Below are 26,753 nucleotides of genomic sequence, written 5' to 3'. Positions count from 1 at the left end.
TGAGATGACCACGACCGCCGCCGCCCCGGAAGCGCAGCACGTCCCCGCCGCGTCCCGCCTCTTCGAGCCCGCCCGCCTCGGGGCGCTGCGGCTGCCCAACCGGCTGGTGATGGCGCCGATGACCCGTAACCGGGCCGCGGCCGACGGCGTACCGCAGTCGATCATGGCGACCTACTACGCGCAGCGTGCCTCGGCCGGCCTGATCATCGCCGAAGCCGCCACGCCGAACGCCGTCGGGCAGACGTACCCCAACATCACCGCGATCCACAACGACGCCCACGTGGCCGGCTGGCGCCAGGTCACCGGGGCGGTACGGGCCGCCGGCGGGCGGATGTTCCTGCAGATCCAGCACGGCGGGCGGGTCGGGCACCCCGACAACAGCGGGCACACGCCGGTCGCGCCGTCGCCGGTCCCGCTCCCGGAGGGCATCCACACTCCGAGTGGTCACCAGGACGCGGTCACACCGCGCGAGCTGACCCTCGACGAGATCCACGCGACGGTGGCCGACTTCGCGGCCGCCGCGCGCAGGGCGATCGACGCGGGCTTCGCCGGGGTCGAGGTGCACGCGGCGAACGGCTATCTCATCCACCAGTTCCTCGGGCAGGGCACCAACCGCCGGACCGACGCGTACGGCGGTCCCGTGGCCCACCGCATCCGGTTCGCCCTCGAAGTGGTCCGCGCCGTCGCCGCCGAGATCGGCCCCGAACGGGTGGGCGTGCGGATCTCGCCCGGACTCACGGTCAACGGCATGGACGAGGGCGACACCGACAGCATCTACCGGGCGCTGGTGGGGGAGTTGGCGGGCGCGGGCCTCGCCTACCTGCACGTCGTCTTCGCCGAGCCGGACTCCGCCCTCTTCCGGGAGATCCGTGCCGCCTGGCCCGGCACGCTGATCGCCAACCCGCTGCTCGGCTGGGGCGTGCCGCTGCCCGCGGACGGCGGCAAGCAGGCCGGTGAGCGGCTGCTCGCCGCGGGCGCCGACCTGATCTCGCTCGGCCGCGCGTTCCTCGCCAACCCCGACCTGGTCGAGCGTCTCGCCATCGGGGCGCCGCTCAACCCGCTGCGGGACAAGGGCCAGATGTACGCGGGCGGCGCGGACGGGTACACGGACTACCCGACCCTGGACGCGACCCTGGGCGCGACTTGGGCGGAGGCGTCCCCGGAGGCCGCCCCGGTGCCCGAGATCTCCGCCGTGCCCGAGGCCGCCGCTTTCTCCGAGGTGTCCGCGGTGCCTGTGGCGTCCTGAAGGGCCGGGGCGCGGCGGTGTGCAGCTCCAACTGGCCGTCCGCCAGGTTGTGCTGAGGGCCGGTCTGCCCACCTGGGGCCCATCAGGGACCCGTAGTCCCCCGAGTGAGCAGCAACAACGCGTCCACCAGTTCCTCGGCCGGTGAGCCCGTCGCCAGACGGCGCAGTTGCTGGCCGAAGACCAGGGCGACGGCGGTGGCCGCGAGCCGGTCGGGGTCGGGGACGCCGAGGGCGGTGAGGATCTGGGCGGCGAGGCGGTCGTACGCCGCGAAGCACTCGGCGGCCGCGGCGCGCAGCCGTTCGTCGCGGCCCGCCTGGATGTAGAGCTCGAACGGTGCGATCTGGGTGCTGTCGAACTCCGTACCGCCCGCGACCTGGCCCACGAGCGCCGCGGCGCCCGCGAGGTCGACGCCGTCGGCGCGTGAGCGGTCGGCGAGTTCGGTGAAGCGCCGGGTCTCCTCGGCGACGAAGTGCAGCAGGGCCTCGCGCAGCAGCTCGTCCTGGGCCGTGAAGTGATAGGTGACCGAGCCGAGGGAGACCCCGGCCTCCTTCGCGATCCGCCGGTTGGTGACCGCGGCCACGCCGTCCTCGCCGATGATGCGGAGCACGGCGTCGACGATGCGCTGCCGGGTGCCGCTCTTGGCCGCTTGCGCCTGTGCTTGCACGGGCGCCTGCGCTTGCACGTGCACGGGCGGTTGCGGGCGCGGGCGCGTGGGCTCGGTCATGCCGATCACTATTTCGCGTCCGCGTAGCACTCCACCACCGCCGGACTGAACGGAAAACGCACCGGCGTCTCGCCGAAGACGATCCGCCCGGCGCGCTCCGAGGCCCGCGCGATGGCCTCGACCACTGTCTGCGCCTCCTCGGCCGGACAGTGCACGATCACCTCGTCGTGCTGGAAGAAGACCAGCTCGGCCGCCATGTCCGCGGTCTCCTGGCGGAGCGCGGCGAGCAGCACCAGGGCCCAGTCGGATGCGCTGCCCTGGACGACGAAGTTTCGCGTGAAACGGCCGCGGGCGCGGGTGTTGGTCGAGGCGTACCCCGGCACCCACTCATCGGCGGTGTCCCCCGCACCGTCCACCGCCGCCGCGCCCTCGTCGGCCGGCACCGGAATGCCCGCCTCCTCCGCCTCACCCGCACCCACCGCGGGCGGACAGGTGCGGCCGAGCCAGGTGCGTACGAGCCGTCCCTCCTCGCCGGCCCGCGCCGCGTCGTCGACATACGCCACCGCGCGCGGAAAGCGCCGCCGCAGCAGCGCCAGGTTCTTCAGGCCGTCGCCCGACGTCTGGCCGTACACCGCGCCGAGCACGGCCAGCTTGGCCATCTCGCGGTCACCGGCGAACGCCCGGTCGGAGACCGTCTGGTAGAGGTCGTCCGTGCGGCCCGCGACCTCCATCAGGCCCGGGTCGCGGGAGATCGCCGCGAGCACCCGGGGCTCCATCTGGTCGGCGTCGGCGACCACGAGCCGCCAGCCCGGGTCCGCGACGACCGCACGCCTGATCACCTTGGGGATCTGCAGCGCCCCGCCGCCGTTGGTCACCCAGCGCCCGGTGACCGTGCCGCCCGGCAGATACCCGGGCCGGAAGCGGCCGTCGCGCACCCAGTCCTGCAGCCAGGACCAGCCGTGGGCGACCCAGATGCGGTACAGCTTCTTGTACTCGATCAGCGGGGCGACGGCCGGGTGGTCGATGCCCTCGATCTCCCAGCGCCGGGTGGACCTGATCCGGATGCCCGCCTGCGCGAAGGCCTTCACGACATCCGCGGGCAGATCGGGGCGCACGCGCCGGCCGAACGCCGTGGACACCTCGTCCGCGAGCTCGGCCAGGCGGCGCGGCTCGCCACCGCCCGCGTACCGCTCCCCGAGCAGTTCGTGCAGCACTTCCTTGTGCACGTCCGCGCTCCACGGCAGGCCCGCCGTGTTCATCTCGGCGGCCACCAGCATGCCCGCCGACTCGGACGCGGTGAGCAGCCGCATCCGGCCGGGGTGTGCGGCCCGCTCGTGCCGTGCCAACTGGTCGGCGTACACCTCGATGAGGCCTTCCAGCGGTACGTGCACGGGGCCGGGCTCGAAGAGCGAGGACTGCGCGCCGGGCTCGGCGGAGCGCTGCGGCGGATCGGGCGGCACGGGCCTGTGGTGGAGCCGGGCCCACGCGGCGGCCGCGGACCGGGGCTCGCCGAGCCGGCCCTCGTGGCCGAGGAGCAGCTGCTCGGCGTCCTCGATGTCGTAACACCGCTCCACGCGCACGCCCGCCGCGAGCAGCAGCGGATAGATCTCCGCGGTGGACCGCCACACCCACCGCGTCACCTCCGGGCGCCGCCGCACCGCCTCGGCCGCGTCCGGCTCCTCGGCCACCTCGCCCGACGGGCGCCCGTCAGCGGTGAGCGGGACGAGCTGCGCGCCGCCGTCCGCCGTCAGGGCGATCACCCACCGCTCGCTCATGAGCCGAGTGTGGCAGGGGGTACTGACAGTGAGGCTGTACGCCAGTACGCCAGTACGCCTGTACGGCGCCACATCCGTGCGTCGTGGACGACACGAACGTCACGTATCCGTGGACGACACGAACGTCACGTATCCGTGGATGCCACGAACGCCACGTACCCAGGAGCGAGGAGCGGCGGTATGAGAGCGATCCGCTACGACCGGTTCGGTGGACCCGAGGTCCTGTGCCTCACCGAGACCGGGGCACCGCAGCCGGGCCCCGGGCAGCTGCGCCTGCGGATCGAGGCCGCCGCGGTGAACCCCATCGACTACAAGATCCGCAACGGCTGGATGCAGCCGTATATGCCGACCCCGCTGCCCGCCGTGCCCGGCAGCGAGGCTGCCGGTGTCGTCGACGCGGTCGGGCCCGGCGTCACCGCGTGGAGCGTCGGCGACGAGGTGTTCGGCTGGACCGAGACCGGTGCGTACGCCGAGTACGCCCTGGCGAGCGCGGTCGTCCGCAAGCCCGCTGGACTCGACTGGGCGCAGGCCGCCGCGCTGCCCGTGGCCTGCGAGACCGCGACCCGGGTCCTGGACCTCCTGGGCGTCGGCGCGGGGGACACGCTGCTCCTGCACGGCGCCGCCGGGGCCGTCGGCTCGGCGGGTGTGCAGCTCGCCCTGGCCCGCGGCGCCCGGGTCATCGGCACCGCGTCGCCCGCCAATCACGCCTATCTGAGCTCCCTCGGCGCGCTGCCCGTCGCGTACGGCGAAGGCCTGGTGGACCGCGTACGCGAGGTCACCGCCACGGTGGACGCGGTCTTCGACGTCGCCGGCAGGGGCGCCCTGGAGGACTCCGTCGAGCTGCGAGGCGGTACGAAGGAACGCATCGTGACCATCGCCGACATGGCCGCGCCCGGCCTCGGGATCACCTTCTCGCGGGGCGGTGCGCATGACGCGGCGGCCGTCGAGGCGGTACGGCGTGCGGTCGAGGCGGGGGTACGGGTACCGGTCGCGGGGACCCGCCCGCTGGCCGAGGCGGCCAAGGCCCTGGAGCTGAGCGAGGCCGGACATGTGCGAGGGAAGCTGGTGCTGCTGCCATGAGCTGCTGCCATGAGCGGCGGACGTACGTAACGTAGAGGGAGAAAGTGGACGGCGGGGGATACGTGATGAGGGAGCCCCGATGCGTGTGGCCCTTGCGCAGACCGACTGTGTGCTCGGCGAGGTCGAGCAGAACCTCGGCACCGCCCGTGAGCAGATCGAGCAGTCCGTGGCGCAGGGCGCCGACCTCGTCGTCTTCCCGGAACTCAGCCTGCACGGCTACCACCTCGGCGGCCTGAAGCGGGATACGTCCGTCGAGGCGAGGGACCCGCGCCTGCTGGAGCTGAGCACGCACGGCGCGGATGTCCTCGTGGGCCTGCACGAGCACACGAGCCTGCGCGCGTACAACACCTCGGCCTACTACGCGCAGGGCGAGCTGCTGCACCCGCACCGCAAGCTGTATCTCCCCAACTACCTTGCCTGGGAAGAGCGCAAGCACGTCAGCCCCGGGCAGTCCCTGCGGGCGTACGACCTGCCGGGCGGGCACGGCCGGGCGGCGACCCTGGTCTGCAACGACGCCTGGCAGCCGGTCCTGCCGTGGCTGGCCGTGCAGGACGGCGCCGAGGTCATCGTCGTACCGACGAACAGCGCCGCGAGCCTCGACCCGGAGGCCATGGACACCGGCCTGTACTGGGACACGCTGCTGTCCTACACGGCCCGCATGCTGCAGGCATGGGTGGTTTTCGTGAACCGCGTAGGCAACGAGAACGGGGCCTCCTTCTGGGGCGGTTCGCGTGTCGTCGACCCGCGCGGCACCGTCGTCGCGCAGGCGCCCAAGTGGGAGCCCGCGCTCGTCACCGTCGACATCGACGTACACGAGGCGCGGCGGCAGCGGCGCGCGGTCCCGCTGGTCGCGGAGGCCAGGCTGGGGATGGTGGACCGTGAGGTGCGCCGCTTGATCGACGAGGGCGGCGACAGTTAGGCGCCCTGCGCGGCCCGATGGTCCGCCTGCGCCGCCCGGACCGTCCGCGCATACACATCGAGCGCCGGTTCCGGCGCACGGCCGAGCAGGGTCCGCAGCGCGCCGGCCGCTCGCGGGCCGATCGAGGCGCCGTCCATGAAACCGCCCGCGATCGAGGAGTACGTACTCATCAGCATCGGCACCTGGAACGGCAGCGCCTGCCCGGCCGCCGTGATCGCCGCACGGGTCGCCGCGAGCCCCGAGGGCTCGTACGTGCCGCCCACGGCGGCCGCCAGCTCGGCTCCGCCGAGGGCCACTTCACCCACCAGCTCGTACACTTTCCCGGCGTGCGCCGCGCTGTCGGCCGCCACGCGCGCGGCCACTTCCGCCAGGTCGGCGCGGGCCACCGCCGCGAGCCGGCCCTCGCCGAGCGGGGCCGCGATGGTGCCGTCGGCGCCCGGCGCGGCGACGGCGGCGAGGAACTCGGCGTACAGGCCGTTGCGCAGGATCGTCCACTGCAGCGAGGAGTCGCGCAGCCTGCGCTCGGTCCAGCGGTGGGCGAGTGCGTACGTCAGATGGTCGCCGTCGCCGCTCAGGCTGGTGTAGACGATCTGGCGCACGCCGGCCTTCTCGGCGGCGGATATGAGGGCCTCGTGCCGTGTGATCACGACATCGTCCTCGGCGGCGCCCGCGGAGATCATCAGGACGGTGTCCACACCGGAGAGACCGAAGGAAGGGCTGGAGGAGGAGGCGCTGGAGGAGGAAGGGCTGGAGGAGGAAGGGCTGGAGGAGGGGCCGGGGCCCAGGGAAGCGGGGTCGTCGAAGTCGATACGGCGCTGCCCGGGGCCGGGGGAGCGGGTGCCGACGACGACCGGTGGCACATCGTCACGGCCGGTGAGGCGTGCGGTGACGAGTCTGCCGAGTGCGCCCGTGGCGCCGGTGATCAGAAGCATGGGGATTATCGTGCTCGGCGGCGCGTGGTCGCGTAAGGAGGCACTTTCATGTCAGCAGGGCACACCGAGGTAACCACCCCGGGCCCCTCAGGCCCCTCAGGCCCCTCAGGTCCCCCGGGCCCGGTCCCGGGCCGGATCGCCGAACCGGTGATCAGCTGCGAGACCCCGCAGGACGAGTGCGGGGTGCGGGACGTCCTGGACCGCCTCGGCGACAAGTGGTCGGTGTACGTCCTGGTCGAACTCGCCGCGGGCGTACTGCGGTTCAAGGAGCTGCAGCGCCGCATCCCGGGGCCCGTGTCGCAGCGCATGCTCACCCTGACGGTGCGCCGCCTGGAGCGCGACGGCCTCCTCACGCGCACCGTGTATCCGACGGTGCCGCCGCAGGTCGAGTACGAACTGACCGCGATGGGCCACAGCATGACCCATCTCCTCAAGGCGCTCTCGGACTGGTCCATCGCCCACCGCCCGGCCATCGCGGAGGCCCGCGCCGCCTACGACACCCGCAAGGCCGCCGACGGCACCCGCACGCCCGCCGACGAGGCGCAGGCCGCCCCGTGAGCGATGCCGTGAACGACGCCGGTACCGAGGCGGTGACCGATGCCGTGGACCGGGCCTTCGCGACCGCGCTGTACGCGGGCGGTGAGGCAGGGGCGGGCATGGGTGCCGAGGCCGGGGTGGACGCGGGCGCCGCCCTGCTCACCGCCGGCCCTGCCCATGTGCGCGAGGCGCTGCGCCGCGGCGAGGAGTTCGTGCGCGCCGCCTGGCAGCGCGGCTGGGAGCCCGCCGACATCGTCCGGATGGTCCGCCGCGAGCTGGCGGAACGGCACGCGGAGATCGCGGCGGAGCTGATCAGGAGCGAGGTGCGGCGCTATGTGAAGCAGGGCCTGCCGCCGCGCTGGGACGCCCAGGTCGCGGAGCTGCCCGTACCCGGCCCGCGCGGTGACCGATTCCTGTACGCGACGGCCCTGTTGGAGCTGTACCGGCTGCTGCTCCGGCTGCCCGCGATCGAGCCGGTGGGTCCCGCGCCCGGCACGCCCGTGCACGTGCCGTCCACGCATGCGGAACCCCGGATGCTGTCGCGGATCCGGGCCCTGCTCGCCAAGGCCGAGGCGACCGGTTACCCGGAGGAGGCGGAGGCGCTCACCGCGAAGGCGCAGGAGCTGATGGCGCGGCAGGGGATCGACGAGGCGCTCCTGGCCCATCGTGCCCACGCCACGGACACCCCGGCCGCCCGCCGGATCGGCGTCGACGCGCCCTACGAGGCGGCCAAGGCGATCCTCCTTGACGCGGTGGCCGAGGCGAACCGCTGCCGCGCGGTGTGGAACGAGGCGTTCGGCTTCTCGACGGTCGTCGGTTTCGAAACCGACCTGGACGCGGTGGAGTTGCTCCACACCTCGCTGCTCGTGCAGGCGACATCGGCGATGACCAAGGCGGAGGCGGCCCAGCGCGCGGGCGGCCGCAAGCGCACGAAGACGTTCCGGCAGTCCTTCCTGCTCGCCTACGCCCATCGCGTCGGCACCCGGCTGACGGCCACATCGGCCGAGGTCACGGCGGTGGCCGCGGACGACCTGCTGCCCGTCCTGGCCGCCCGCGACGTGGCGGTCGCGGGCCGCACGGAGGAGATGTTCCCCCGGACCACCACCACCCGGGTCCGCTCCGCCCAGGACGCGGCAGGCTGGACGGAGGGCACAGCGGCAGCGGACCGCGCTCACGGGGTGTGACCCCGAAGGCCTCGCCTGCCCTTGGAGCCCCCAGCCCAGCTTGTCCCGGAATACGACGTATCCTCACGGAGTGAGCTGGCTACGAGCGTTGAAGGAGACCGCCCGCTCGGGCCTCAAGGTCGAGCGGCGGCGCCTTGAGCCGCTCATCACTCTCCGCGCCGCCGCGGGGCTCGCGATTGTCGTGGGCGTCAGCCTCGCCCTGTTCGGCCCCGCCGTCGCCGTGAGCTCCGCGTTCGGTGCCTTCCAGGCGGCCATCGCCACGTTCCAGCGGAGCTGGCGCCCGCGCCCGGTGCTCGCCCTCGCTTCCGGTGTGAGCCTCGGCATCAGCACCTTCCTCGGCTATCTCAGCGCCTCCCACCTGGTCCTCTTCATGGCGCTGCTCGCCCTGTGGACCTTCCTCGCGGGACTGAGCTGGTCCGTCGGCCCCACGGTCGGCATCATCGCCTCGTCGAACGTGGCGATGATGCTGGTCACCGTGACCCTTCCGACGACGGTCGCCGCGGCCGCGGGCCACGCGGCGATGATCGCGGCCGGCGGCCTGGTGCAGGCCACCCTCATCGTCCTTTTCCCGGTACGCAGATGGGGCGCCCAGCGCGACGCCCTCGCCGACGCCCTGGCCGCCGAGGCCGACTACGCCCGCCGTCTCCGCCACGACCCGGTCGCCCCTTTCGACCCGGCCCCGCTGATGGCCGCCCGCGACGCTGCCGCGGTCACCCCGCGTCAGGCCCGCCGCCGCCCCGCCGAACTCCACGGCGCCCGCGGCCTCGCCGAACGTGTCCGGCCGGTGCTCGCCTCGCTCGCCGACCCGGCCGTCGGCGTACCGGCGGAGGGCGTGGAGCGCGACCGCGTCCGTGAACTCCTGGCCGCCGCGGCCGCCGTGCTCGACGCCGCGGCCCACGCGATCCGCCACGGGGAACCGCCGCAGCTGCCCGCGGCGGCCCTGGCGGCTTTGAGGACCCCGGACACCGGCGCGATCCTGACGGGCCCCGCGGGCCGCGCCGCCACCCGTCTCGCGGCCCTCCTCGACGACGTCATCGAAACGGCCGACCCGCCGAGCGCCGCGAAGGGCAGGCGCTGGCTCCTGACCCTGACGGGCCGCCGCTCCTCGACCGCCCCGACCCGGGAACCCGCTCCGGAGCCTGCATCTGGCCCCGCACCGCAGCCCGAACCTGGACCCGCACCGCAGCCCGAACCTGGACCCGCACCGCAGCCCGAACCTGGCCCCGCACCGCAGCCCGAACCTGGCCCCGCACCGCAGCCCGCGGGCCACACCACCTCCGACACCCGCCCCATCGCCCTCGTCCGCCCCACGGTCCCGGCGCTCGCCCCCGTCGCCGCCCGCACCCTGCGCCGGGAACTCACCGGCGACTCGGCGGTGAAACGGCACGCCATCCGCGTCACCACCGTGGCCGTCGTCGGCTATCTCATCGGCCACGCCCTCCCGTTGGGCCACGGCTACTGGGCGCCCATGGCCTCCGTCATGGTGATGCGCCCCGACTTCTCGCAGACCTTCGGACGCGCCGTGGCCCGCTTCGGCGGCACCCTGATCGGCGTCGCCGTGGCCACCGGCATCGTCCAGCTGACCGACCCGGGCCCGGTGCTCTCCGCGACCCTGGCCATCTGCTGCGCGGGCCTGACGTACCTCCTGATGCGCACCGGCTACGCGGTCTCCCAGGTGACGATCTCCGCGTACGTCGTCTTCCTGCTCGGCATGGGCGGTACGGAGTGGACGCAGACCGTGCCCGAGCGTGTCGTCCTCACCCTGGTCGGCGGGCTGCTCGCGATGCTGTCGTACGCCGTCTACCCCGCCTGGGAGACACCGCGGCTGCGGACCCGGCTCGCCGACTGGCTGGTGGCGGACGGGCGTTACGCGGCCGCCGTCGTGCATCACTACGCCGAACCCGCGGGCCGTGCCTGCGCCGACGTAAGAGAATCCCTGCTGCAGGCGCGCGACGCCCGTATCGCCTGGCAGGACGCCGTGCACCGGGCCAAGGACGAACCGGTGCGGCACCGCGGTCTGTCCCGGGCCGCGGCGGACGGCGCCGAGCACGCGCTCGCGCAGATCGCCCGCGTCGCCATGCTGATGGAGGCCCATCTTCCGGAGCGCGGCACCACCCCGGTGCCGCCCGCGGCCGACCTCGCCGACGCCCTGCGGCAGGCGACCGAACAGGCCGCCAAGGACGTGCGCGAACGCCGCGCACCCGACTGGGAGCCGGTGCGCAAGGCGCTGCGCGAGTGGGACGGCGAGGGCGTACCCGACCGGGTCGTACGCCGGGCGGGGCGGCTGCTCCTCGAATCGCTCGAGGAACTCTCCGACGCCCTGGACGCCCCACCGCGCGGGGCACCCGAAGACCGCGGACACGACCGCGGGCCGCAGCCCCCGAAGGGGACAACGGCCCGCCAGTAGAGAGGAGTTCAGGTCAGGACTGCGGCAGCCCCTCCGTGGGGATGCCCTCCGGCAGCTGCCCGTTCTCGGTCTTCTTGAAGTCGTCGGTGCCGGCGCCCTCCCACGCGACCTTCATGGAAGTGGCGTCCACGGACTCGACCCGGCCCATCTCCCGCTGGCCGCCGCCCTTGCAGGTGAGGTGGATCATCTGCGTACCCGCCTCCGTACCGGCCTTGCCGACGCAGGTGACCCCCGTGCCGGAGCCGACGCCGAGCTCGGCGAGCGCGGCCACCTTGCCGCCCTTGGAGATGGTCAGCGCGACGGACTTGCCGTTGGCCACGGCCACCCAGACCCCGTCCAGGCTCCCGCCCTTGGCGTCGGAGCCGGTGCCGCCCGAACCGCCGGTGTCACCGGCGTCGCCGCCCGGAGTTTCCTGCGCGCCCTCGCTCGCCGCGGGCTCGTCGCCCTTCTTGCCCTTGCCGCCGCCGTCACCACTGCAGCCGGTCAGTGCGAGAGCGGCCGCCACGGCAGCGGCGGCGGCACAGATGCGTACGTGCTTCAGCACGGTGAAGTCCCCCAATGTGCTCGGCTCAACGAAAAAGCCGGGCCAAGCTACCAGGACGACTTACGGACCCCGGGCAGAAATCCGGCGTGCGCCTGCTCACGCAGATTCACCCTGGACAGTCCGAAGGTGCGCAGATATCCGCGCGGACGCCCGTCGACGCTGTCCCGGTTGCGCACCCGGGTGGCACTGGCGTCCCGTGGCTGCCTGCTCAATTCCCGCTGGGCAGCGAGCCGTTCGGCCTCCGGAGTGGAGGGCCGGCGAAGGATTTCCTTCAGCTCGGCGCGGCGCTCGGCGTAGCGCGCGACGATCTCCCGGCGGCGCTCGTTCTTTGCGATCTTGCTCTTCTTGGCCATCAGACCTTCACCCCGCGGGCACGGATCCTGGCCACGGCGGCCTCGATCCCGATCGTGTCGACGGTCTTGATCCCCTTCGTGCTGAGCGTCAGCCGCACATGCCTCCCCTCGCTCTCCAGCCAGTACCGCTTGCGCTGGATGTTCGGGTCGAAGCGGCGTGAGCTGCGCCGGTGGGAGTGGGAGATCGTGTTGCCGAATCCGGGCGCGCGGCCGGTCAGCATGCAGTGCGCGGACAAGGTGATGCACCTCTCTGTGGGCTCGTCTCAGAACGAGCTTGGTAATGGAAACCATTTTCATTTACTGTAGCCCACATGGCCCGCAACGAACTACGCCCCGTCATCAAGCTCAGGTCCACCGCCGGTACCGGCTACACGTACGTCACCCGCAAGAACCGCCGCAACGACCCCGACCGGATGGTGCTCCGCAAGTACGACCCGGTCGCAGGGCGGCACGTCGACTTCAAGGAGGAGCGCTGACATGCAGCCCGGAATCCACCCCGAGTACGGCCCCGTCGTGTTCCGCGACCGCGCCGCGAACTACGCCTTCCTGACCCGCTCCACCGCCACCAGCGACAAGACGGTCGAGTGGGAGGACGGCAACACCTACCCCGTCATCGACGTGGAGATCTCGGACCGGAGCCACCCCTTCTACACCGGCACCGCACGTGTCCTGGACACCGCGGGCCGGGTGGAGCGCTTCGAGCGCCGCTACGGCGCGCACAAGGACCGCTGATGGCCGCGGACTTCGGTGTCGCCCTGGTCGGCGGCCTGCACGCGGACGCCCGCAAGGCCGCCGTCGAGCGGCTGCTCGGCACGGTGGCGGGCAGCGTCGCGCTCCATCACGATCTCTCGACCGCCGTGCAGGGCACCGTCGTCCGCACCGTGCGCGACGCCACGGGCGTGCTGTCCACCGGCGAGGCGCCGCTCGTCAACGACTGCGCCTGCTGCGCCCTGCGCGAGGACCTGGTGCCCGAGCTGGAGCGGCTCGCGGACAGCGGTCTCACCCGGCTCGCGGTGGTCGAGCTGTGGGACTCCGTCGAGCCCAAGGCGATGGCGGAGGTGGTCGCATCGGGCGGACTGCGCGTCACCTCGGTCATCACGGCCGTGGACCCCGCGCTGCTCCTGCCGTATCTCGGCAACGGCGACGACCTGATGGAGGCGGGACTTGCGGCCGCCGCCACCGACCAGCGCACGGTCGCCGACACCTGGGCGCGGCAGCTGGAGTACGCCCCCGTCCTGGCCGTCGTCGACAGCGCGGAGGCCGACGCGGAAGACCGGGCCCTGCTCGCCCAGCTACACCCCACCGCCCGCCAAGTGTCCGTCGAGGAAGGCGACTTGGCGGGAGCGGCGCTCGCCGGCTTCGACATCGAGGCGGCCGCCGCGGCCCAGCATCCGGCCTGCGCGCTGCTGCCGCAGGAGGCGGACGAGGCCGGCGTGGGCACGTATGTCTGGCATGCCCGCCGCCCCTTCCACCCCGAGCGGCTCTACCAGGCCCTCGAAGACCTGACCTGCGCGGCGGCCCGCAGCCGCGGCCGCTTCTGGCTGGCCGACCACCCCGACACCCTGCTCGCCTGGGACGCGGCGGGCGGCGCCCTCTGCGTCGAGAACGCGGGGCCCTGGCTCGCCTCGCTGCCCGACGCCGCCTGGGAACTCGTACCGCCGGTGCGTCGGGCCGCCGCCGCCCTCGACTGGCACCCCGAGCACGGGGACTGCTGCCAGCACCTGGTCTTCACCTCACCGGGCCTGGACCGCGAGGGGCTTCAACACGTCCTCGAATCGTGCCTGTTGACCGACGCCGAGTACGCCGCGGGCCGCGAGGCCTGGAAGCGGCTGCCGCCCGCCTTCGACACCCTCCTGGAGGTCTGACTCCCCATGTCCCCCCGCAAGCCCGAACGCAAGCCGGTCAAGAACCGCCCCAACCCCCTCGACCAGGCAGGGATCACCTACATCGACTACAAGGACACGGATCTGCTCCGTAAGTTCATCTCCGACCGCGGCAAGATCCGCAGCCGCAGGGTCACGCGGGTGACGGCACAGCAGCAGCGGCAGCTGGCCCGCGCGATCAAGAACGCCCGGGAGATGGCCCTGCTGCCCTACTCCAGCCGATAGCCGCCCCGGCCCGCCTCGCGCCCGCCCTGGCCCGGACCGGCCCGCCTCGCACCGCCCTGGACCGGCCCGCCTCGCACCGCCCTGGCCCGGCCCGCCCCGCTTCGCCCGCCCACCCCGTCACGATAGGTAGGAATTTCCCTACGTTTGACACGTAGGAAATTCCCTACCTATCGTGGACGCCATGAACATCACCCACGCCTCTTTCGTCACCGTCCCCGTCTCCGACCAGGACGCCGCCCTCCGCTTCTACGCACAGACCCTCGGCTTCGAGGTCACCGCGGACCGGCAGATGCCCCCGGGCCGCTGGCTCCAGGTCGCCCCCAAGGGCGCGCAGACCGTGCTCACGCTCTCCGGCCCCGGCATGGGCGGCTTCACGCCGGGCAGTGCACAAGGGATCATGTTCGTCACGGATGACGTCGACGCCGACTGCGAGCGGCTCGCCGCGGCCGGTGTCCGGGTCGAAGGACCGGACGAGCTGCCGTGGGGCAGGATGGCCCAGTTCGCCGACCCCGACGGCAACCGCTTCATGCTGCTCACGGAGAAGGAAGGCTTCTGACCGCGTGGTCACCAAGAGCGCCCCGCACGGCCAGGGCAGCGCAGAGGACCGCCTCTTCGCCGCCCTCGCCAACGCCACCCGCCGCGAGGTCCTGACGCTCCTGCGGGAGCAGGGCCCGCAGCCGGTGCAGGCGCTCGCCGACCACTTCGACATGCGCCGGCCCAGCCTCTCGGAGCATCTGAAGGTGCTCAGGGACGCCGGCCTGGTCTCCGAGGAGCGCCAGGGCAGGCAGCGTATCTACCGCCTCGAGGCCGCCCCGCTCGCCGAAGTGCAGGACTGGCTCCATCCGTACGAGCGATTCTGGCGTGACCGGCTCAAGGGCCTGGGCGATCTCCTCGGCCGCATGCCGGACGATGAGGCATGACAAGCCCGCACCCGGACGACGACGACCTCACCACACTCCGCGTCGACCAGTTCCTCGCCCACCCGCCCGCCAAGGTCTGGCGCGCCCTGACCGAGCCCGAGCTCATCGCCCAGTGGCTGATGCCCGGGGCCGGTCGCGGAGCGGCCGACGAGTGCTTCCGGCTCGAAGTCGGGCACCGCTACCGGATGGCGGCGATCCCGCGCCCCAACACCGGCTTCTCCGGCACCATCAGTGCCGAGGTGCTCGCCTTCGAGCGTGAGCGGATGCTGTGTGTCCGCTGGCAGGACGCCGATCCCGCGGGCTCCGCCAACCCGGCTGACTGGACGATCACTTGGACCCTGGAGCCGGAAGGGCGCGGCACACGTCTCTTCCTGGTACACGAGGGATTCGATCCGGACGACCCGGCCCAGATGATGGCGCACAGGATCATGGGGCAGGGCTGGCGCTCGTATGTCCTGCGGGCACTCGAGGCCGTCCTCGCAAAGCTGTAACCAGCTCACCACCCCGCGTGCACGTGCATCTGCCCATGCAGCCGCATGTGAACAAGGCTATGATCCGGGGCAGTTGACCGCTTGGATAACACGAGTCACAGCACCACCGGGGAGCGACCTGTGCACCACGTGTACAACGGCATGGCGGCCACGGAGCTTCAGGGTGTGGTCTGGCAGAAGAGCTTGCACAGTAATTCGCAGGGCTCCTGCGTGGAGTTCGCGAAGCTGGCGGACGGAAGTGTGGCGGTACGCAACTCACGCCATCCGGACGGTCCCGCCCTCGTCTACACGCGCGCCGAGATAGAGGCGATGCTTCTGGGCATAAAGGACGGCGAGTTCGACCATCTCATAGCGGGCTGAGCCGACGGGCCCGGCGCAGGCAGCCGGGCCGTACCCCCTCGGGCTCCCTCCGGCTGAGGAACCCTCCGGCTCAGGAACCCTCCGGCGCGAGCCGGAACAGCGCCCACACCACCTTGCCGCTGAGTGCGCCCGCGAGCGGGTGCCAGCCCCAGCCGTCGGCGAAGGAGTCCACGAGGAAGAGCCCGCGCCCGGACTCCGCGGAGAAGTCGGCGATCTCCGCGTCGTCAAGGGCGACAGGGCTCTCCGGACTCGGGTCGCGCACCGCGCACACCAGGCGCGAGGTCCAGCGCATCAGATGCAGCCGCACCGGCGAGTCCTCGTCGCGCGGGGTGTCGGCCGAATCGGGAGGTGCGGCCCGAAGGGTCTCGTTGGAAGGGTGGTGGCGGGCGAGGGGCAGGCCGTGGCGCAAGGCGTTGGTGACGAGTTCGGAGACGACGAGCGCGATGTCGTCGAAGCGCTCCTCCAGGTGCCACTCGCCGAGCGTGCGGCGGGTGAACTGCCGTGCTCCGCGCACTGCTTCGTAGCGTGCGGGCAGAGCGCACGACGCGGCGTTCGACACCGCGGAGGGGTCGATCGGAGGCAGCCCCTGCCGTAACGGCTCGAGCATGGTCGATCCATTCGTCCCCATGCGAGGCACTCCCCGGTTTCGCGGCCAGTCAGCCAGTAGCGATGTTGCGGTGGTGCGCGCGGCCCATCGTTCCGAATGCGTAGGGCGGATGCAAGGGCAGATGCACGTGCACGCGCCGGAGTTGGACCTTCCCGTACCGGTTCTTGCTCATTTCTTCCTCCGTCCTCTTTCGTAGCTGTTCTGTGAGGGGACTGTTTCTGTAATCGATTGAGTACGGGGAGGAGCGTTTTAATGGCAGACTTCGGCTCCTGGCAACGGGGGGAGCTTCGGTTCACGGCGCCGGGAAGCTCCGGTTCCTGAGAACGGGGAGGATGGGGAGGGTGTCGACGTGACCGCGGAAGAGTCTGGCGGTTCCGTGTCGAGCGGCTCAGTGGTGCGGCGCATCTTGCTCGGATCGCAGCTCAGGCGGCTGCGTGAGGCGCGCGGCATCACGCGCGAGCAGGCCGGCTACTCGATCCGTGCCTCCGAATCGAAGATCAGCCGCATGGAGTTGGGACGGGTGAGCTTCAAGGCGAGAGACGTCGAAGACCTCCTCACGCTCTACGGCGTCACGGCCGAGGCCGAGCGCGGCCCGCTCCTCGACCTCGCCAAGGAGGCCAACGTCGCGGGCTGGTGGCACAGTTACTCGGACGTTCTACCCGGCTGGTTTCAGACATATGTCGGCCTGGAGGGCGCCGCCTCGCTCATCCGCGTCTACGAAGTCCAGTTCGTGCACGGTCTGTTGCAGACCGAGGCCTATGCGCACGCGGTGGTCAAGCGTGGCGCCCCGGGCCTGAGCGCGGCGGAGACCGAGCGCCGGGTGGCCCTGCGCCTGGAGCGCCAGAAGGTTCTGGTGTCCGAGCGCGCGACCCGTTTCCACTGCGTGCTCGACGAGGCCGCACTGCGCCGCCCCTACGGCGACCGGGCCGTGATGCGGGGGCAGTTGGAGCATCTGATCGAGGTCTCCGAGCGCCCGAACGTGACCCTTCAGGTGATGCCGTTCAGCTTCGGCGGGCACGCGGGGGAGTCCGGTGCCTTCGCCCTGCTGCGCTTCCCGGAGTCCGACCTGTCGGACATCGTCTATCTGGAGCAGCTCACCAGCGCCCTGTACCTCGACAAGCGCGAAGAGGTCAGTCAGTACGAAAGGGCCATGGAACGCCTCCAGAAGGACAGCCCGAGCCCTGATGAGACCAGGGATTTGCTTCGTGGTCTACTCCAACTTTCCTGAAACACAAGTACGATGACGTGCCATCAGGAGTTGTACACGGAGCGGCCATGGCAAGGATCACGGCACTGACCATGTCGATGACGCACCCGAATCAGCGGTAAGGGGTCGTATGTCCTTCTTCACCGACCTTGCCCATCAGTACATCGACGGCGAGTGGCGGACCGGCAGCGGCTCGTGGGACATCATCGACTTCAACCCGTACAACGGCGAGAAGCTCGCCTCCCTGACGGTCGCCACCCGCTATGAGGTCGACGAGGCGTACCGCGCCGCCGAGCGCGCCCAGAAGAGCTGGGCGGCGGCGAGCCCGTACACCCGGCGTGCCGTCATCGAGCGGGCCCTGCGCGTCACCGAGGACCGTGAGGACGAGATCGTCGAGGCGATCATCGACGAACTCGGCGGCACCCGCCTCAAGGCGGAGTACGAAGTCCACCTGGCCAAGGAGTTCTTGCGCGAGGCCAGCCAGCTGGCCCTGCGCCCGGAGGGCCGGATCTTCGCCTCGACCACCGACGGCAAGGAGAACCGGGTCTACCGTGTCCCGGTCGGTGTGGTCGGTGTGATCAGCCCCTTCAACTTCCCGTTCCTGGTGACGCTCAAGTCCGTGGCCCCGGCCCTCGCGCTCGGCAACGCCGTCGTGATCAAGCCGAACCAGAACACCCCGGTGGTGGGCGGCGGCCTGATCGCCAGGATCTTCGAGGGCGCGGGTCTTGAGGCCGGCCTTCTGAATGTCCTCGTGACGGATATCGCCGAGGTCGGTGACGCGCTCATAGAGCACCCGGTGCCGAAGGTGATCTCCTTCGCGGGCTCGGACCGTGTCGGCCGCCATGTGGGCGCCGTGACGGCCAGTCACTTCAAGCGCGCCATCCTGGAGTTGAGCGGCAACAGCGCCCTGGTCGTACTCGACGACGCGGATGTGGACTACGCCGTGGACGCGGCGGTCTTCAGCCGCTTCGTGTACCAGGGCCAGGTCTGTATGGCCGCCAACCGCATCCTCGTGGACCGGTCCCTGGCGGCCGAGTTCACCAAGAAGTTCGTGGCCCGGGTCAAGGACCTCAAGACGGGTGACCCGCGCGACCCGGACACACAGATCGGCCCGGTCATCAACGCCTTCCAGGCCGACGCCCTCACCACCCTGGTCGACCAGGGCCTGGCCGAGGGGGCCACCGCCCTGGTGCGCGGCCGTACGCTCGGCAATCTCGTCGAGCCCACCGTGCTCACGGACCTGCCCGACGACTCCCCGATCCTGCGCCAGGAGATCTTCGGCCCGGTGGCGCTCCTGGTCACTTTCGACGACGAGGAGCACGCCGTACGCCTGGCCAACGACACTCCGTACGGCCTGAGCGGCGCCGTGCACACCGCCAATCTGGAGCGCGGTGTCAGCTTCTCGCGCCGGATCGAGACGGGCATGATGCACGTCAATGACGGCACCGTGCACGACGAGCCGTTCGTGGCCTTCGGCGGCGAGAAGTACTCGGGGCTCGGCCGGCTCAACGGCGACTCGACGGTGGACGCGTTCACCACCCAGAAGTGGATCTCGGTACAGCACGGCAAGAGCCGCTTCCCGCTGTAGCGGCCGCGGGCGGTTTTCGGGGCGGCCTCAGTCGTCGTCGCCGGGGTGGTGTTCCTTGGTCGCGTACGGGTTCTCCTCGCCCTGGGCGAGCACGCCCACGAACGGTTCGCCCTCGCCGGAGAAGACGTACGCCCCCTGCTCGATGCGTTCGATGAGCCCGCGGGTCCACTCCGCCCCCGCGTCCGCCGAGTGCACCCAGAAGTTCATGATCTCCCCGATGTGGCCCAGCTGTTCGGGCCCGTCCTCCGGGGTGTAGTAGTCGGTGACCGACTTGCGCCAGCCCTCGAGGCCCTCGATCCGCTTCTTCAGCAGGGCCACGGCCTCCTCGCGCGGCAGATCCACGATGAACCCGATCCCCGCCGACAGGATGTCCAGCTTCTGGTCGTACGAGGTGAGGGCGTCACGCAGCAGCGACAGATACTCCTCGGTGCCCTTGTCGGTGATCTCGTACTCGGTGCGCGGCGGGCCCCCCGCGGTCGAGGGCGCGATCTCGTGCGCCTTGAGGAAGCCCTGCTTCGCCATCTGCTTCAGCGCGTGGTAGATCGACCCGGGCTTGGCGTTGGACCACTCGTGGGCGCCCCAGAACTCCAGATCGTTGCGCACCTGATAGCCGTGCGCCCGGCCGTGCATACGTACGGCGCCGAGGACGAGGAGCCTGATTGCGGACATGGAGCGGATCCTTTCTATTCAACTTTGACTAGCATACTGGGCATGCCCGAAAAAGTGATCCCCATCCTGCCCTGTCAGACCCTGCAGCCGGTGCTCGACTTCTACACGGCGCTCGGCTTCGAGGTGACCTTCCAGCAGAAGAGCCCCAACCCGTACGCGTGCGTCGAGCGCGGCGACATCGAGCTGCACTTCTTCGGCATGAAGAAGTACGAGCCGAGCGAGTCGCTCAGCATGGCCTATGTCCTGACCGACGACGTGGACGGCCTCTATGAGTCCTTCCGCGGCGGACTCAAGGCGGCGTACGGGCGGATACCGAGCCGCGGCATCCCGCGGATCGGCCCGTTGAAGGACATGTCGTACGGCGTGCGGCAGTTCCTCATGACCGACCCCGGCGGCAACGGCATCCGGATCGGCCAGAAGATCAGCGAGGACCAGAGCCACCGGCCCGCCCCCAAGGAGACCTTCGCGAAGGCGCTGCACAACGCCGCGCTCTTTCTCGACTCGAAGGAGGACCCGGCGGGCGCCGCCAGGATCATCGACCGGGTCCTGGACCTGGACGGCGAGCGCCCGACAGCCGTGCAGCTCGTCCGGCTCCTTGTGCTGCGCGGCGATGCGGCCCTGCGGACCGGCGACGACCGGGCGGCGGCGCGCGCTCTGGAACAGGCCGCCGCGGTCCAACTCGCCGATGAGGAAAGGGAGTCGGTCCGCAGCGAAGTGGAGCGCCTGCGTGAACTGATGGCCTAGGTCCCGGGCCGGGCGGCCGTCCCGTCAGCCCCAGGAGTCGCCCTGCTCCTGGGCCACCAGCTCGAAGGCCGTCTTGCCGTCGAGGGTCTCGCGGATGATGTCCGCGTGGCCCGCGTGCCGGTCCATCTCGCTGATCAGGCGGAGAAGCAGCCAGCGCAGCGAGACCCGCTCCTTGGGGAACCAGGGCTCGTCCGGCAGCGGGAAGGTCTCGTCCAGGCTCGGCGCCGAGCGGATGAACTCCTCGGTGTCCTTGGCCACTTGCTCCCAGTGGGCGAGCTGCGAGGCGACCGTCTCCGCGCCGATGAGCCGGAAGGTCTCGTCCCAGTTGGACTCGTCGCGGGCGATCGCCGGCTCCTCGCCCTTGGCCCGCGCCACCCAGCCCTGCTCGGCCTCGGCCACATGCTTGAGCAGCCCGGACAGGGAGAGCTCGCTGGCGCTCGGCTGCCGCGCCGCCTGCTCGTCGGTCAGGCCGAGCAGGGCCCGGCGGATACCGCCGCGACCCTCGTCCAGGAAGGCGAGAAGTGCGCCGCGCTCGTCGCCGTGGGCCTCTGCGGGAACGTGCATGACCATGATCGGGCCGCCTTTCTGTGACCGGCTTTCCGGTGTTCGCCGGGCTTCTTGGATACGACGTTACGGACCCTTGCGGTCAGGTTCTGTCCGCAAGGGCAAGGGCAAGGGCAAGGGCAAGGGCAAGGGCCTTGAAGGGCAGGTCGGAGAACTTGAGTCTGCGGCTACTCAAGTTTGACTAATCCCTGGCGCCCCGCTACCTTCGATCCTCATTGGTCAAGTTTGACTAACCGCCAGGAGGAGGCGCATGAGCGACGCGATCGTCGTCGAAGGCGTACAGAAGAAGTACGGACCGAAACGGGCCCTGGACGGTCTGGACCTGACCGTCGGCCGCGGCACCGTGCACGGCGTGCTCGGCCCGAACGGCTCGGGCAAGACCACCGCCGTACGCATCCTGGCCACGCTGCTGCGGCCCGACGGGGGCCGCGCCGAGGTCCTCGGGTACGACGTCCGCACGCACGCCCGGGAGGTCCGGCATCGCATCGGTCTCCTCGGCCAGCACGCCGCCGTCGACGAGGACCTCAGCGGCCGGCAGAACCTCGACATGTTCGGACGCCTGCACCACCTGGGCGCCCGCAAGGCGGCCGCCCGCGCGGACGAACTGCTCGACCGGTTCGGCCTCGCGGACACCGGGCGCAAGGCGGTCAAGCAGTACAGCGGCGGCATGCGGCGCCGCCTCGACCTCGCGGCGTCCCTGATCACCGACCCCGGGGTGCTCTATCTCGACGAGCCCACCACGGGGCTCGACCCGCGCGGCCGCACCGAGGTGTGGAGCGCTGTCAGGTCCCTGGTGGGCGGCGGCACCACCGTCCTTCTCACCACGCAGTACCTGGAGGAGGCGGACCAGCTGGCCGACCGGATCTCGGTGCTCGACGCAGGCCGGGTGATCGCGGACGGCACGGCGGACGAGCTGAAGGCCAAGACCGGCGGCGACCGTATCGACGTGGTGGTGCACGACGGCCGTCAACTCCCGTGTGTGGCGGACCTGTTGCGCGCCTTCGCGGCGGGCGAGGTGACGGTGGACGAGGACCGGCGCCTTGCCGGCGCGCCCGTGAGCGACCGGATGGCGGCGCTCACCCAGGTCGTACGCGCCCTGGAGGACGCCGCCGTCGAAGCCGAGGACATCGCGGTGCGGCGGCCGACGCTCGACGAGGTCTTCCTGCATCTGACGGGTACGGACGGCGAGCGGGGTGAGGCGGCATGAGTACCTCGCTGAGCTGGGCGCTGACCGACTCCTGGACCATGACCCGGCGTGAACTCGCGCACTGGGCCCGGCAGCCCGTGCAGGTCGTGGTCGGCCTCGCCTTTCCGGTGATGCTGCTTCTGATGTTCGGCTATCTGATCGGCGGCGGCGCCGGCATCGAGGGCGACTACCGGGAGTACCTCGTCCCGGGCATGTTCGCCCTGACCATGGCGTTCGGCCTGGACGCCACGATGGTCGCGGTCACCCAGGACCTCAACAAGGGCGTCATCGACCGCTTCCGCTCCATGCCGATGGCCAGTGGCGCGGTCCTGGTGGGGCGTTCGGCAGCGGACATGCTGCAGTCCGCGCTCTCGCTGATCGTCCTGATCGGGGTGGGGCTCGCGGTCGGCTGGCGCTGGCACGGCTCGTTCGCGGCGCTCCTGGGCGGCGTCGGGCTGCTGCTGCTCTTCCGCTTCGCCATGCTGTGGATGGGCATCCACCTGGCGATGATCGCGGGCAAGCCGGAGCTGGTGATGGCCGTGCAGATCATGGTCTGGCCGGTCGGCTTCCTGTCCAACGCCTTCGCGACCCCCGAGTCCATGCCGGGCTGGCTCGGGGCGGTGGTGGAGTGGAACCCCATGTCGGCCACCGCCACATCGGTACGGAACCTGTTCGGCAACGATGGCGGCGTGACCCCCGCGTCGTGGGCGGCCCAGCACGCCGAACTCCTCGCGGTGCTATGGCCGCTGGCCCTGCTGGCGGTGTTCTTTCCGCTGGCGGTACGGAGGTTCGGGAGGTTGAGCAAGTAGCGGTCGCGGCGTGCGGGGCGCTCTGTGGCGGGGCGCCCCGCACGGCTCCGAGCGGCTTGGGCGAAGTCCGGTGCGGTTCGTCGTGCCCCGAAGGGGCACGGGGCTGTGTCGATATGCGGCTCCGCCGCGCTGCGGGTACCCCCAGCGGTAGCTGGGGGAGCGACAAGCCACGACGCACCCGCAGGTGTCGTACCGGACTTCCCGCGGAGCGCTCAGTGATGGAAGGCAGTCGCCTTGCTCGTATCCCTGCCCAGCGGCCCCCGCTGCCGCCGCAACTCCCGCAGCAGCCGCTCCAGATCGTCCACGAACATCCCCGCCAGATCCGCCGAGAACCCGTTGCGGCACACCACCCGCAGCACGGACAGATCCTGCCGGTTCGCCGGGAAGGTGTACGCCGGGACCAGCCACCCCCGCTCCCGCATCCGCCGCGACACGTCGAACACGTCGTACGCCGTCACATCGGCCGCCGTCGTGAAGGCGAAGACCGGCAACTCGTCGCCCCGGGTGAGGAGTTCGAAGTCTCCCAGGCCCTCGATCCGCTCGGCGAGCCCGCAGGCGACATCGCGCGAGGCCTGCTGCACGGCCCGGTAGCCCTCGCGCCCGAGGCGCAGGAAGGTGTAGTACTGCGCGACGACCTGTGCGCCGGGGCGGGAGAAGTTCAGGGCGAAGGTGGGCATGTCACCGCCCAGGTAGTTCACCCGGAACACCAGCTCCTCCGGCAGTTCCTCGGCGGAGCGCCACAGGGCCCAGCCGACTCCGGGGTAGACCAGGCCGTACTTGTGGCCCGAGGTGTTGATCGAGGCCACCCGGGCCTTGCGGAAGTCCCAGGCCAGGTCCTCGTCGAGGAAGGGCGCGACCATCGCGCCCGACGCGCCGTCCACATGGACCGGGATGTCGAGGCCCGTGCGCTCCTGCAACGCGTCGAGCGCGGCGCACAGTTCGGCCACCGGCTCGTACGACCCGTCGAAGGTCGAGCCGAGCACGGCCACCACGCCGATGGTGTTCTCGTCGCAGAGCGCGGCCGCGGCCTCGGGGTCGAGGTGGTAGCGGTCGCCCTCCATCGGCACCTGGCGGGCCTCCACTTCCCAGAAGTTGCAGAACTTCTCCCAGCAGACCTGCACGTTCACGCCCATGACGAGATTGGGGCGGGCCTCACGCGAGGGATAGCGGTCCGCGTTCCGCTTGGCCCAGCGCCGCTTGAGCGCCATACCCGCGAGCATGCAGGCCTCGCTGGAGCCGGTCGTCGAGCAGCCCACCGTCGCCTGCGGGTCCGGCGCGTGCCACAGGTCGGCGAGCATCGCCACACAGCGCCGCTCCAGCTCGGCGGTGCGCGGGTACTCGTCCTTGTCGATCATGTTCTTGTCCCGGCACTCCGCCATCAGGACGCCGGCCTGCGGCTCCATCCAGGTGGTGACGAAGGTGGCCAGGTTGAGCCGCGCGTTGCCGTCCAGCATCAGCTCGTCATGGACGAGTTGGTATGCCGTCGTGGGCGGCAGCGGCCCGTCGGGCAGCCGGTGCCGCGGCGGGGCCGAGGCCATCCCGCCGACCGGATCGGCCTCGCCGAAGAACGGGTTCGGCGGGAGCCTGCTCTCCTGCGGACCGTCCTGGGGGTGGGTGCCGCCTTTGTGCAGGGTCATGACGCCACCATAACGGGGCAACCAGGGCATAAGCCCGTCGTGGCCGCCCAGGGGAGCGCGGGGACCCTCCGGAAAATTGGACTTGCACCTCACGTCACGTGAGGCCCCAGGCTGATCCGCGTACCGAGAAACACCGAGAGGAGCGGGTGGCGATGAGCTACTCCGTGGGACAGGTCGCCCGATACGCCGGCGTCACGGTGCGCACGCTGCACCACTACGACGAGATCGGCCTGCTGGTCCCCAGCGAGCGCAGTCACGCCGGGCACCGGCGCTACAGCGACGCGGACCTGGACCGGCTGCAGCAGATCCTGTTCTACCGGGAGCTGGGCTTCCCGCTCGACGAGGTGGCGGCGCTCCTTGACGACCCGGACACGGACCCGCGCGATCACCTGCGCCGGCAGCACGAGCTGCTGACCGCCCGGATCGCCAAGCTCCAGGAGATGGCCGCCGCCGTCGAAACAGCCATGGAGGCAAGGAAGATGGGGATCAACCTCACGCCCGAGGAGAAGTTCGAGGTCTTCGGCGACCACGACCCGGACCAGTACGAGGAGGAGGTGCAGGAGCGCTGGGGCGATACCGACGCCTACGCCGAGTCCAAGCGCCGCTCCGCCTCGTACACCAAGGAGGACTGGCAGCGGATCATGCGCGAGGGCGACGAGGTCACGCGCCGCTTCGTGGAGCTGATGGAGGCGGGCGCGGGACCCGAGTCCGACGAGGCGATGGACGCCGCCGAGGCGCACCGCCAGTGGATCTCGCGGAACCACTACGAGTGCTCGTACGAGATGCACACCTGTCTCGGCGAGATGTACGTGTCGGACGAGCGCTTCACGCACAACATCGACCAGGCCAAGCCGGGCCTCGCCGCCTACGAGCGCGAGGCGATCCTGGCGAACGCGATCCGGCATGCGTAACCGGTAAGGGGCGCCCCGCAATTGGGGGCGCCCCTTACCTGTGCGGGTTACCTATGCGGGCGCGATCACGACAGCGGTGCCGTACGCGCAGACCTCGGCCGCCCCGTCGAGCGCCTCGGTCACATCGAAGCGGAACATCAGGACCGCGTTGCCGCCACGCGCGCGTGCCTGCTCGACAAGGCGCTCCATGGCCTGGTTGCGGGTCTCCACCAGCGTCTTCGTGAGGCCCTTGAGCTCGCCGCCGATCATCGACTTCAGGCCCGCGCCGATCTGGCTGCCCAGGTGCCGGGAGCGGACGGTGAGCCCGAAGACCTCGCCGATGACCTGCTGGACCTGGAATCCGGGTACGTCATTGGTCGTCACGACCAGTACGTCCGACTGTGGGGCCTGTCCGCCGCCGAAGTCCTCGATGCCCATGAACGTCCACCTCCACAACAGCCCCCACAGGGACACGGCCCCCCAGCAGTACAGCTTTGTCCTGTTTGGTACGGGGTGCATCCTGGGAAGTCCGGTGGAACCTGGTCCCGTCTCCTTGCGTTGATAACTTTGGGCGGCCACTTCGCCGTTTCAGCCCACCGACACCCCAGGAGCCCGGACCCGTGATGACGACGCTTGCGCTCGGACCAAGCTGGCTCGATCCGGACTTTCTGTTGAACAAGTTCGGGCTCATCGGCCTGCTGATCATCGTGTTCGCCGAGTCCGGCCTGCTGATCGGCTTCTTCCTGCCGGGTGACTCGCTGCTGTTCACCACCGGACTGCTCGTCACGACGGGCGTCCTCGATCACCCGCTGTGGCTGGTCTGCACCCTGATCTGCCTCGCCGCGATCCTCGGTGACCAGGCGGGCTATCTCTTCGGCCGCAAGGTCGGGCCCTCGCTCTTCAACCGCCCGGACTCCCGCCTCTTCAAGCAGGAGAACGTGACGAAGGCGCACGAGTTCTTCGAGAAGTACGGCCCGAAGTCGCTGGTCCTGGCCCGCTTCGTGCCGATCGTGCGCACCTTCACGCCGATCATCGCGGGCGTGAGCCGGATGAACTACCGCTCGTTCATCACGTTCAACATCATCGGCGGCGTCCTGTGGGGCGCGGGCGTCACCCTGCTCGGCTCCTGGCTCGGCCAGATCGACTTCGTGCACAAGAACATCGAGGCGATCCTGATCGGCATCGTGCTGCTCTCGGTGGTCCCGATCATCATCGAGTTCCTGCGGGCCCGCTCCAAGAACAAGAAGGCGGCCGCGACCGCTGGCGGCACCGCGGCGCAGCAGCCCCAGCGCGGCCGCCACGCGAAGCGATAGCGGTAGCCCGGGGAGCGAC

The 26,753-nt window shown here is 71.0% G+C and carries 32 protein-coding genes; 21 read left to right on the top strand and 11 right to left on the bottom strand.

What is annotated here, in order from left to right; all coding sequences use genetic code 11:
• Positions 1 to 4: 4 nt before the first annotated feature.
• Entirely contained in the window at positions 5 to 1,246 is a 1,242-nt protein-coding gene (locus tag ACFQVC_RS29605; RefSeq protein ID WP_381836283.1) for an alkene reductase, read from the top strand.
• A gap of 82 nt (positions 1,247 to 1,328) precedes the next feature.
• Here ACFQVC_RS29605 and ACFQVC_RS29600 read toward each other — a convergent pair whose 3' ends face one another.
• Both ACFQVC_RS29600 and ACFQVC_RS29595 read right to left on the bottom strand, forming a co-directional pair.
• On the bottom strand, positions 1,329 to 1,970 hold the full coding sequence (locus tag ACFQVC_RS29600; RefSeq protein WP_381836281.1) for a TetR/AcrR family transcriptional regulator: 642 nt from the start codon (positions 1,968 to 1,970) through the stop codon (positions 1,329 to 1,331).
• Between the two features lie 8 nt (positions 1,971 to 1,978).
• A complete protein-coding gene (locus tag ACFQVC_RS29595) occupies positions 1,979 to 3,685 on the bottom strand; it encodes a bifunctional 3'-5' exonuclease/DNA polymerase (protein WP_381836279.1) in 1,707 nt (568 codons plus the stop codon).
• A 180-nt stretch (positions 3,686 to 3,865) separates the two neighbouring features.
• Between ACFQVC_RS29595 and ACFQVC_RS29590 the strand changes: the two genes are divergently transcribed.
• Both ACFQVC_RS29590 and ACFQVC_RS29585 read left to right on the top strand, forming a co-directional pair.
• On the top strand, positions 3,866 to 4,765 hold the full coding sequence (locus ACFQVC_RS29590; protein WP_381836277.1) for an NADP-dependent oxidoreductase: 900 nt from the start codon (positions 3,866 to 3,868) through the stop codon (positions 4,763 to 4,765).
• Positions 4,766 to 4,844: 79 nt separating this feature from the next.
• On the top strand, positions 4,845 to 5,684 hold the full coding sequence (locus ACFQVC_RS29585) for a nitrilase-related carbon-nitrogen hydrolase (protein ID WP_381836275.1): 840 nt from the start codon (positions 4,845 to 4,847) through the stop codon (positions 5,682 to 5,684).
• On the opposite strand, the gene ACFQVC_RS29580 is transcribed toward ACFQVC_RS29585, so the two are convergent.
• Positions 5,681 to 6,616, bottom strand: a complete 936-nt coding sequence (locus ACFQVC_RS29580) for an NAD(P)H-binding protein (RefSeq protein WP_381836273.1) — start codon at positions 6,614 to 6,616, stop codon at positions 5,681 to 5,683. The two genes, ACFQVC_RS29585 and ACFQVC_RS29580, sit on opposite strands and share 4 nt — an antisense overlap.
• Positions 6,617 to 6,664: 48 nt before the next feature.
• On the opposite strand from ACFQVC_RS29580, the gene ACFQVC_RS29575 reads away from it, so the two are divergent.
• From ACFQVC_RS29575 to ACFQVC_RS29565, 3 genes are all read left to right on the top strand, one after another.
• A complete protein-coding gene (locus tag ACFQVC_RS29575; RefSeq protein ID WP_381836271.1) occupies positions 6,665 to 7,174 on the top strand; it encodes a winged helix-turn-helix transcriptional regulator in 510 nt (169 codons plus the stop codon).
• Between the two features lie 32 nt (positions 7,175 to 7,206).
• Complete coding sequence (locus ACFQVC_RS29570; RefSeq protein WP_381836452.1) at positions 7,207 to 8,337, top strand: DUF2786 domain-containing protein; 1,131 nt, start codon at positions 7,207 to 7,209, stop codon at positions 8,335 to 8,337.
• A 70-nt stretch (positions 8,338 to 8,407) separates the two neighbouring features.
• Positions 8,408 to 10,744, top strand: a complete 2,337-nt coding sequence (locus ACFQVC_RS29565; protein ID WP_381836269.1) for an FUSC family protein — start codon at positions 8,408 to 8,410, stop codon at positions 10,742 to 10,744.
• A 13-nt stretch (positions 10,745 to 10,757) separates the two neighbouring features.
• Here ACFQVC_RS29565 and ACFQVC_RS29560 read toward each other — a convergent pair whose 3' ends face one another.
• The 3 genes from ACFQVC_RS29560 to rpmB are packed head-to-tail and all read right to left on the bottom strand — an operon-like array spanning position 10,758 to position 11,877.
• Positions 10,758 to 11,288, bottom strand: coding sequence for a hypothetical protein (locus tag ACFQVC_RS29560; protein ID WP_381836267.1), 531 nt, complete (start codon positions 11,286 to 11,288; stop codon positions 10,758 to 10,760).
• 47 nt (positions 11,289 to 11,335) lie between these two features.
• Positions 11,336 to 11,641, bottom strand: coding sequence for a 30S ribosomal protein S14 (rpsN, locus tag ACFQVC_RS29555; RefSeq protein ID WP_381836265.1), 306 nt, complete (start codon positions 11,639 to 11,641; stop codon positions 11,336 to 11,338).
• Positions 11,641 to 11,877 (bottom strand): 50S ribosomal protein L28, encoded by a 237-nt coding sequence (gene rpmB / locus ACFQVC_RS29550; protein WP_381836263.1) that lies wholly within the window; start codon positions 11,875 to 11,877, stop codon positions 11,641 to 11,643. Before rpmB ends, rpsN begins: the two co-directional genes overlap by 1 nt.
• A gap of 75 nt (positions 11,878 to 11,952) precedes the next feature.
• On the opposite strand from rpmB, the gene rpmG reads away from it, so the two are divergent.
• The 8 genes from rpmG to ACFQVC_RS29510 all read left to right on the top strand — a co-directional run bounded on the left by rpmG (position 11,953) and on the right by ACFQVC_RS29510 (position 15,520).
• On the top strand, positions 11,953 to 12,117 hold the full coding sequence (gene rpmG / locus ACFQVC_RS29545) for a 50S ribosomal protein L33 (protein WP_381836261.1): 165 nt from the start codon (positions 11,953 to 11,955) through the stop codon (positions 12,115 to 12,117).
• Between the two features lies 1 nt (position 12,118).
• Positions 12,119 to 12,373 carry a type B 50S ribosomal protein L31 gene (locus ACFQVC_RS29540; RefSeq protein ID WP_381836259.1) on the top strand — a complete coding sequence of 85 codons (255 nt, stop codon included), beginning with the start codon at positions 12,119 to 12,121 and terminating at the stop codon, positions 12,371 to 12,373.
• Entirely contained in the window at positions 12,373 to 13,506 is a 1,134-nt protein-coding gene (locus ACFQVC_RS29535) for a CobW family GTP-binding protein (protein WP_381836257.1), read from the top strand. Before ACFQVC_RS29540 ends, ACFQVC_RS29535 begins: the two co-directional genes overlap by 1 nt.
• Before the next feature lie 6 nt (positions 13,507 to 13,512).
• Complete coding sequence (gene rpsR, locus ACFQVC_RS29530) at positions 13,513 to 13,749, top strand: 30S ribosomal protein S18 (RefSeq protein WP_381836255.1); 237 nt, start codon at positions 13,513 to 13,515, stop codon at positions 13,747 to 13,749.
• A 181-nt stretch (positions 13,750 to 13,930) separates the two neighbouring features.
• Positions 13,931 to 14,305, top strand: a complete 375-nt coding sequence (locus ACFQVC_RS29525; RefSeq protein ID WP_381836253.1) for a VOC family protein — start codon at positions 13,931 to 13,933, stop codon at positions 14,303 to 14,305.
• A 4-nt stretch (positions 14,306 to 14,309) separates the two neighbouring features.
• Positions 14,310 to 14,669, top strand: a complete 360-nt coding sequence (locus tag ACFQVC_RS29520; RefSeq protein WP_381836252.1) for an ArsR/SmtB family transcription factor — start codon at positions 14,310 to 14,312, stop codon at positions 14,667 to 14,669.
• A complete protein-coding gene (locus tag ACFQVC_RS29515) occupies positions 14,666 to 15,160 on the top strand; it encodes an SRPBCC family protein (protein WP_381836250.1) in 495 nt (164 codons plus the stop codon). Before ACFQVC_RS29520 ends, ACFQVC_RS29515 begins: the two co-directional genes overlap by 4 nt.
• A 120-nt stretch (positions 15,161 to 15,280) precedes the next feature.
• Positions 15,281 to 15,520: a DUF397 domain-containing protein gene (locus ACFQVC_RS29510; RefSeq protein ID WP_381836248.1), complete on the top strand. Its 240-nt coding sequence runs from the start codon at positions 15,281 to 15,283 to the stop codon at positions 15,518 to 15,520.
• Between the two features lie 70 nt (positions 15,521 to 15,590).
• Here the strand turns inward: ACFQVC_RS29510 and ACFQVC_RS29505 are convergent, their stop codons facing one another.
• Positions 15,591 to 16,148, bottom strand: coding sequence for an ATP-binding protein (locus ACFQVC_RS29505; protein ID WP_381836246.1), 558 nt, complete (start codon positions 16,146 to 16,148; stop codon positions 15,591 to 15,593).
• A 373-nt stretch (positions 16,149 to 16,521) separates the two neighbouring features.
• On the opposite strand from ACFQVC_RS29505, the gene ACFQVC_RS29500 reads away from it, so the two are divergent.
• Complete coding sequence (locus ACFQVC_RS29500) at positions 16,522 to 17,355, top strand: helix-turn-helix domain-containing protein (protein ID WP_381836450.1); 834 nt, start codon at positions 16,522 to 16,524, stop codon at positions 17,353 to 17,355.
• A 109-nt stretch (positions 17,356 to 17,464) separates the two neighbouring features.
• A complete protein-coding gene (locus ACFQVC_RS29495) occupies positions 17,465 to 18,922 on the top strand; it encodes an aldehyde dehydrogenase family protein (RefSeq protein ID WP_381836244.1) in 1,458 nt (485 codons plus the stop codon).
• A 27-nt stretch (positions 18,923 to 18,949) separates the two neighbouring features.
• On the opposite strand, the gene ACFQVC_RS29490 is transcribed toward ACFQVC_RS29495, so the two are convergent.
• A complete protein-coding gene (locus tag ACFQVC_RS29490; RefSeq protein WP_381836242.1) occupies positions 18,950 to 19,591 on the bottom strand; it encodes a PadR family transcriptional regulator in 642 nt (213 codons plus the stop codon).
• Positions 19,592 to 19,633: 42 nt separating this feature from the next.
• On the opposite strand from ACFQVC_RS29490, the gene ACFQVC_RS29485 reads away from it, so the two are divergent.
• Entirely contained in the window at positions 19,634 to 20,335 is a 702-nt protein-coding gene (locus ACFQVC_RS29485; protein WP_381836240.1) for a bleomycin resistance protein, read from the top strand.
• A 24-nt stretch (positions 20,336 to 20,359) separates the two neighbouring features.
• On the opposite strand, the gene ACFQVC_RS29480 is transcribed toward ACFQVC_RS29485, so the two are convergent.
• A complete protein-coding gene (locus ACFQVC_RS29480) occupies positions 20,360 to 20,905 on the bottom strand; it encodes a DinB family protein (RefSeq protein WP_381836238.1) in 546 nt (181 codons plus the stop codon).
• A 244-nt stretch (positions 20,906 to 21,149) separates the two neighbouring features.
• Between ACFQVC_RS29480 and ACFQVC_RS29475 the strand changes: the two genes are divergently transcribed.
• Both ACFQVC_RS29475 and ACFQVC_RS29470 read left to right on the top strand, forming a co-directional pair.
• Positions 21,150 to 22,106, top strand: a complete 957-nt coding sequence (locus ACFQVC_RS29475; RefSeq protein ID WP_381836236.1) for an ATP-binding cassette domain-containing protein — start codon at positions 21,150 to 21,152, stop codon at positions 22,104 to 22,106.
• Complete coding sequence (locus ACFQVC_RS29470) at positions 22,103 to 22,894, top strand: ABC transporter permease (protein ID WP_381836234.1); 792 nt, start codon at positions 22,103 to 22,105, stop codon at positions 22,892 to 22,894. Before ACFQVC_RS29475 ends, ACFQVC_RS29470 begins: the two co-directional genes overlap by 4 nt.
• A gap of 212 nt (positions 22,895 to 23,106) precedes the next feature.
• On the opposite strand, the gene ACFQVC_RS29465 is transcribed toward ACFQVC_RS29470, so the two are convergent.
• Positions 23,107 to 24,531 carry a glutamate decarboxylase gene (locus ACFQVC_RS29465; protein WP_381836232.1) on the bottom strand — a complete coding sequence of 475 codons (1,425 nt, stop codon included), beginning with the start codon at positions 24,529 to 24,531 and terminating at the stop codon, positions 23,107 to 23,109.
• Between the two features lie 152 nt (positions 24,532 to 24,683).
• On the opposite strand from ACFQVC_RS29465, the gene ACFQVC_RS29460 reads away from it, so the two are divergent.
• A complete protein-coding gene (locus ACFQVC_RS29460; RefSeq protein WP_381836230.1) occupies positions 24,684 to 25,442 on the top strand; it encodes a MerR family transcriptional regulator in 759 nt (252 codons plus the stop codon).
• A gap of 51 nt (positions 25,443 to 25,493) precedes the next feature.
• Here the strand turns inward: ACFQVC_RS29460 and ACFQVC_RS29455 are convergent, their stop codons facing one another.
• Positions 25,494 to 25,859, bottom strand: coding sequence for a YbjQ family protein (locus tag ACFQVC_RS29455; protein WP_381836228.1), 366 nt, complete (start codon positions 25,857 to 25,859; stop codon positions 25,494 to 25,496).
• Between the two features lie 185 nt (positions 25,860 to 26,044).
• On the opposite strand from ACFQVC_RS29455, the gene ACFQVC_RS29450 reads away from it, so the two are divergent.
• Positions 26,045 to 26,734 carry a DedA family protein gene (locus ACFQVC_RS29450; RefSeq protein ID WP_381836448.1) on the top strand — a complete coding sequence of 230 codons (690 nt, stop codon included), beginning with the start codon at positions 26,045 to 26,047 and terminating at the stop codon, positions 26,732 to 26,734.
• The last annotated feature ends 19 nt before the right edge of the window (positions 26,735 to 26,753 follow it).

Origin of the sequence: Streptomyces monticola, from assembly GCF_042665355.1 — a bacterium.
In the GTDB taxonomy this organism is placed as follows: Bacteria; Actinomycetota; Actinomycetes; order Streptomycetales; family Streptomycetaceae; genus Streptomyces; species Streptomyces monticola.
Note: the sequence above shows the minus strand (reverse complement) of the source record. Positions and strands in the feature narration are given on the sequence as shown.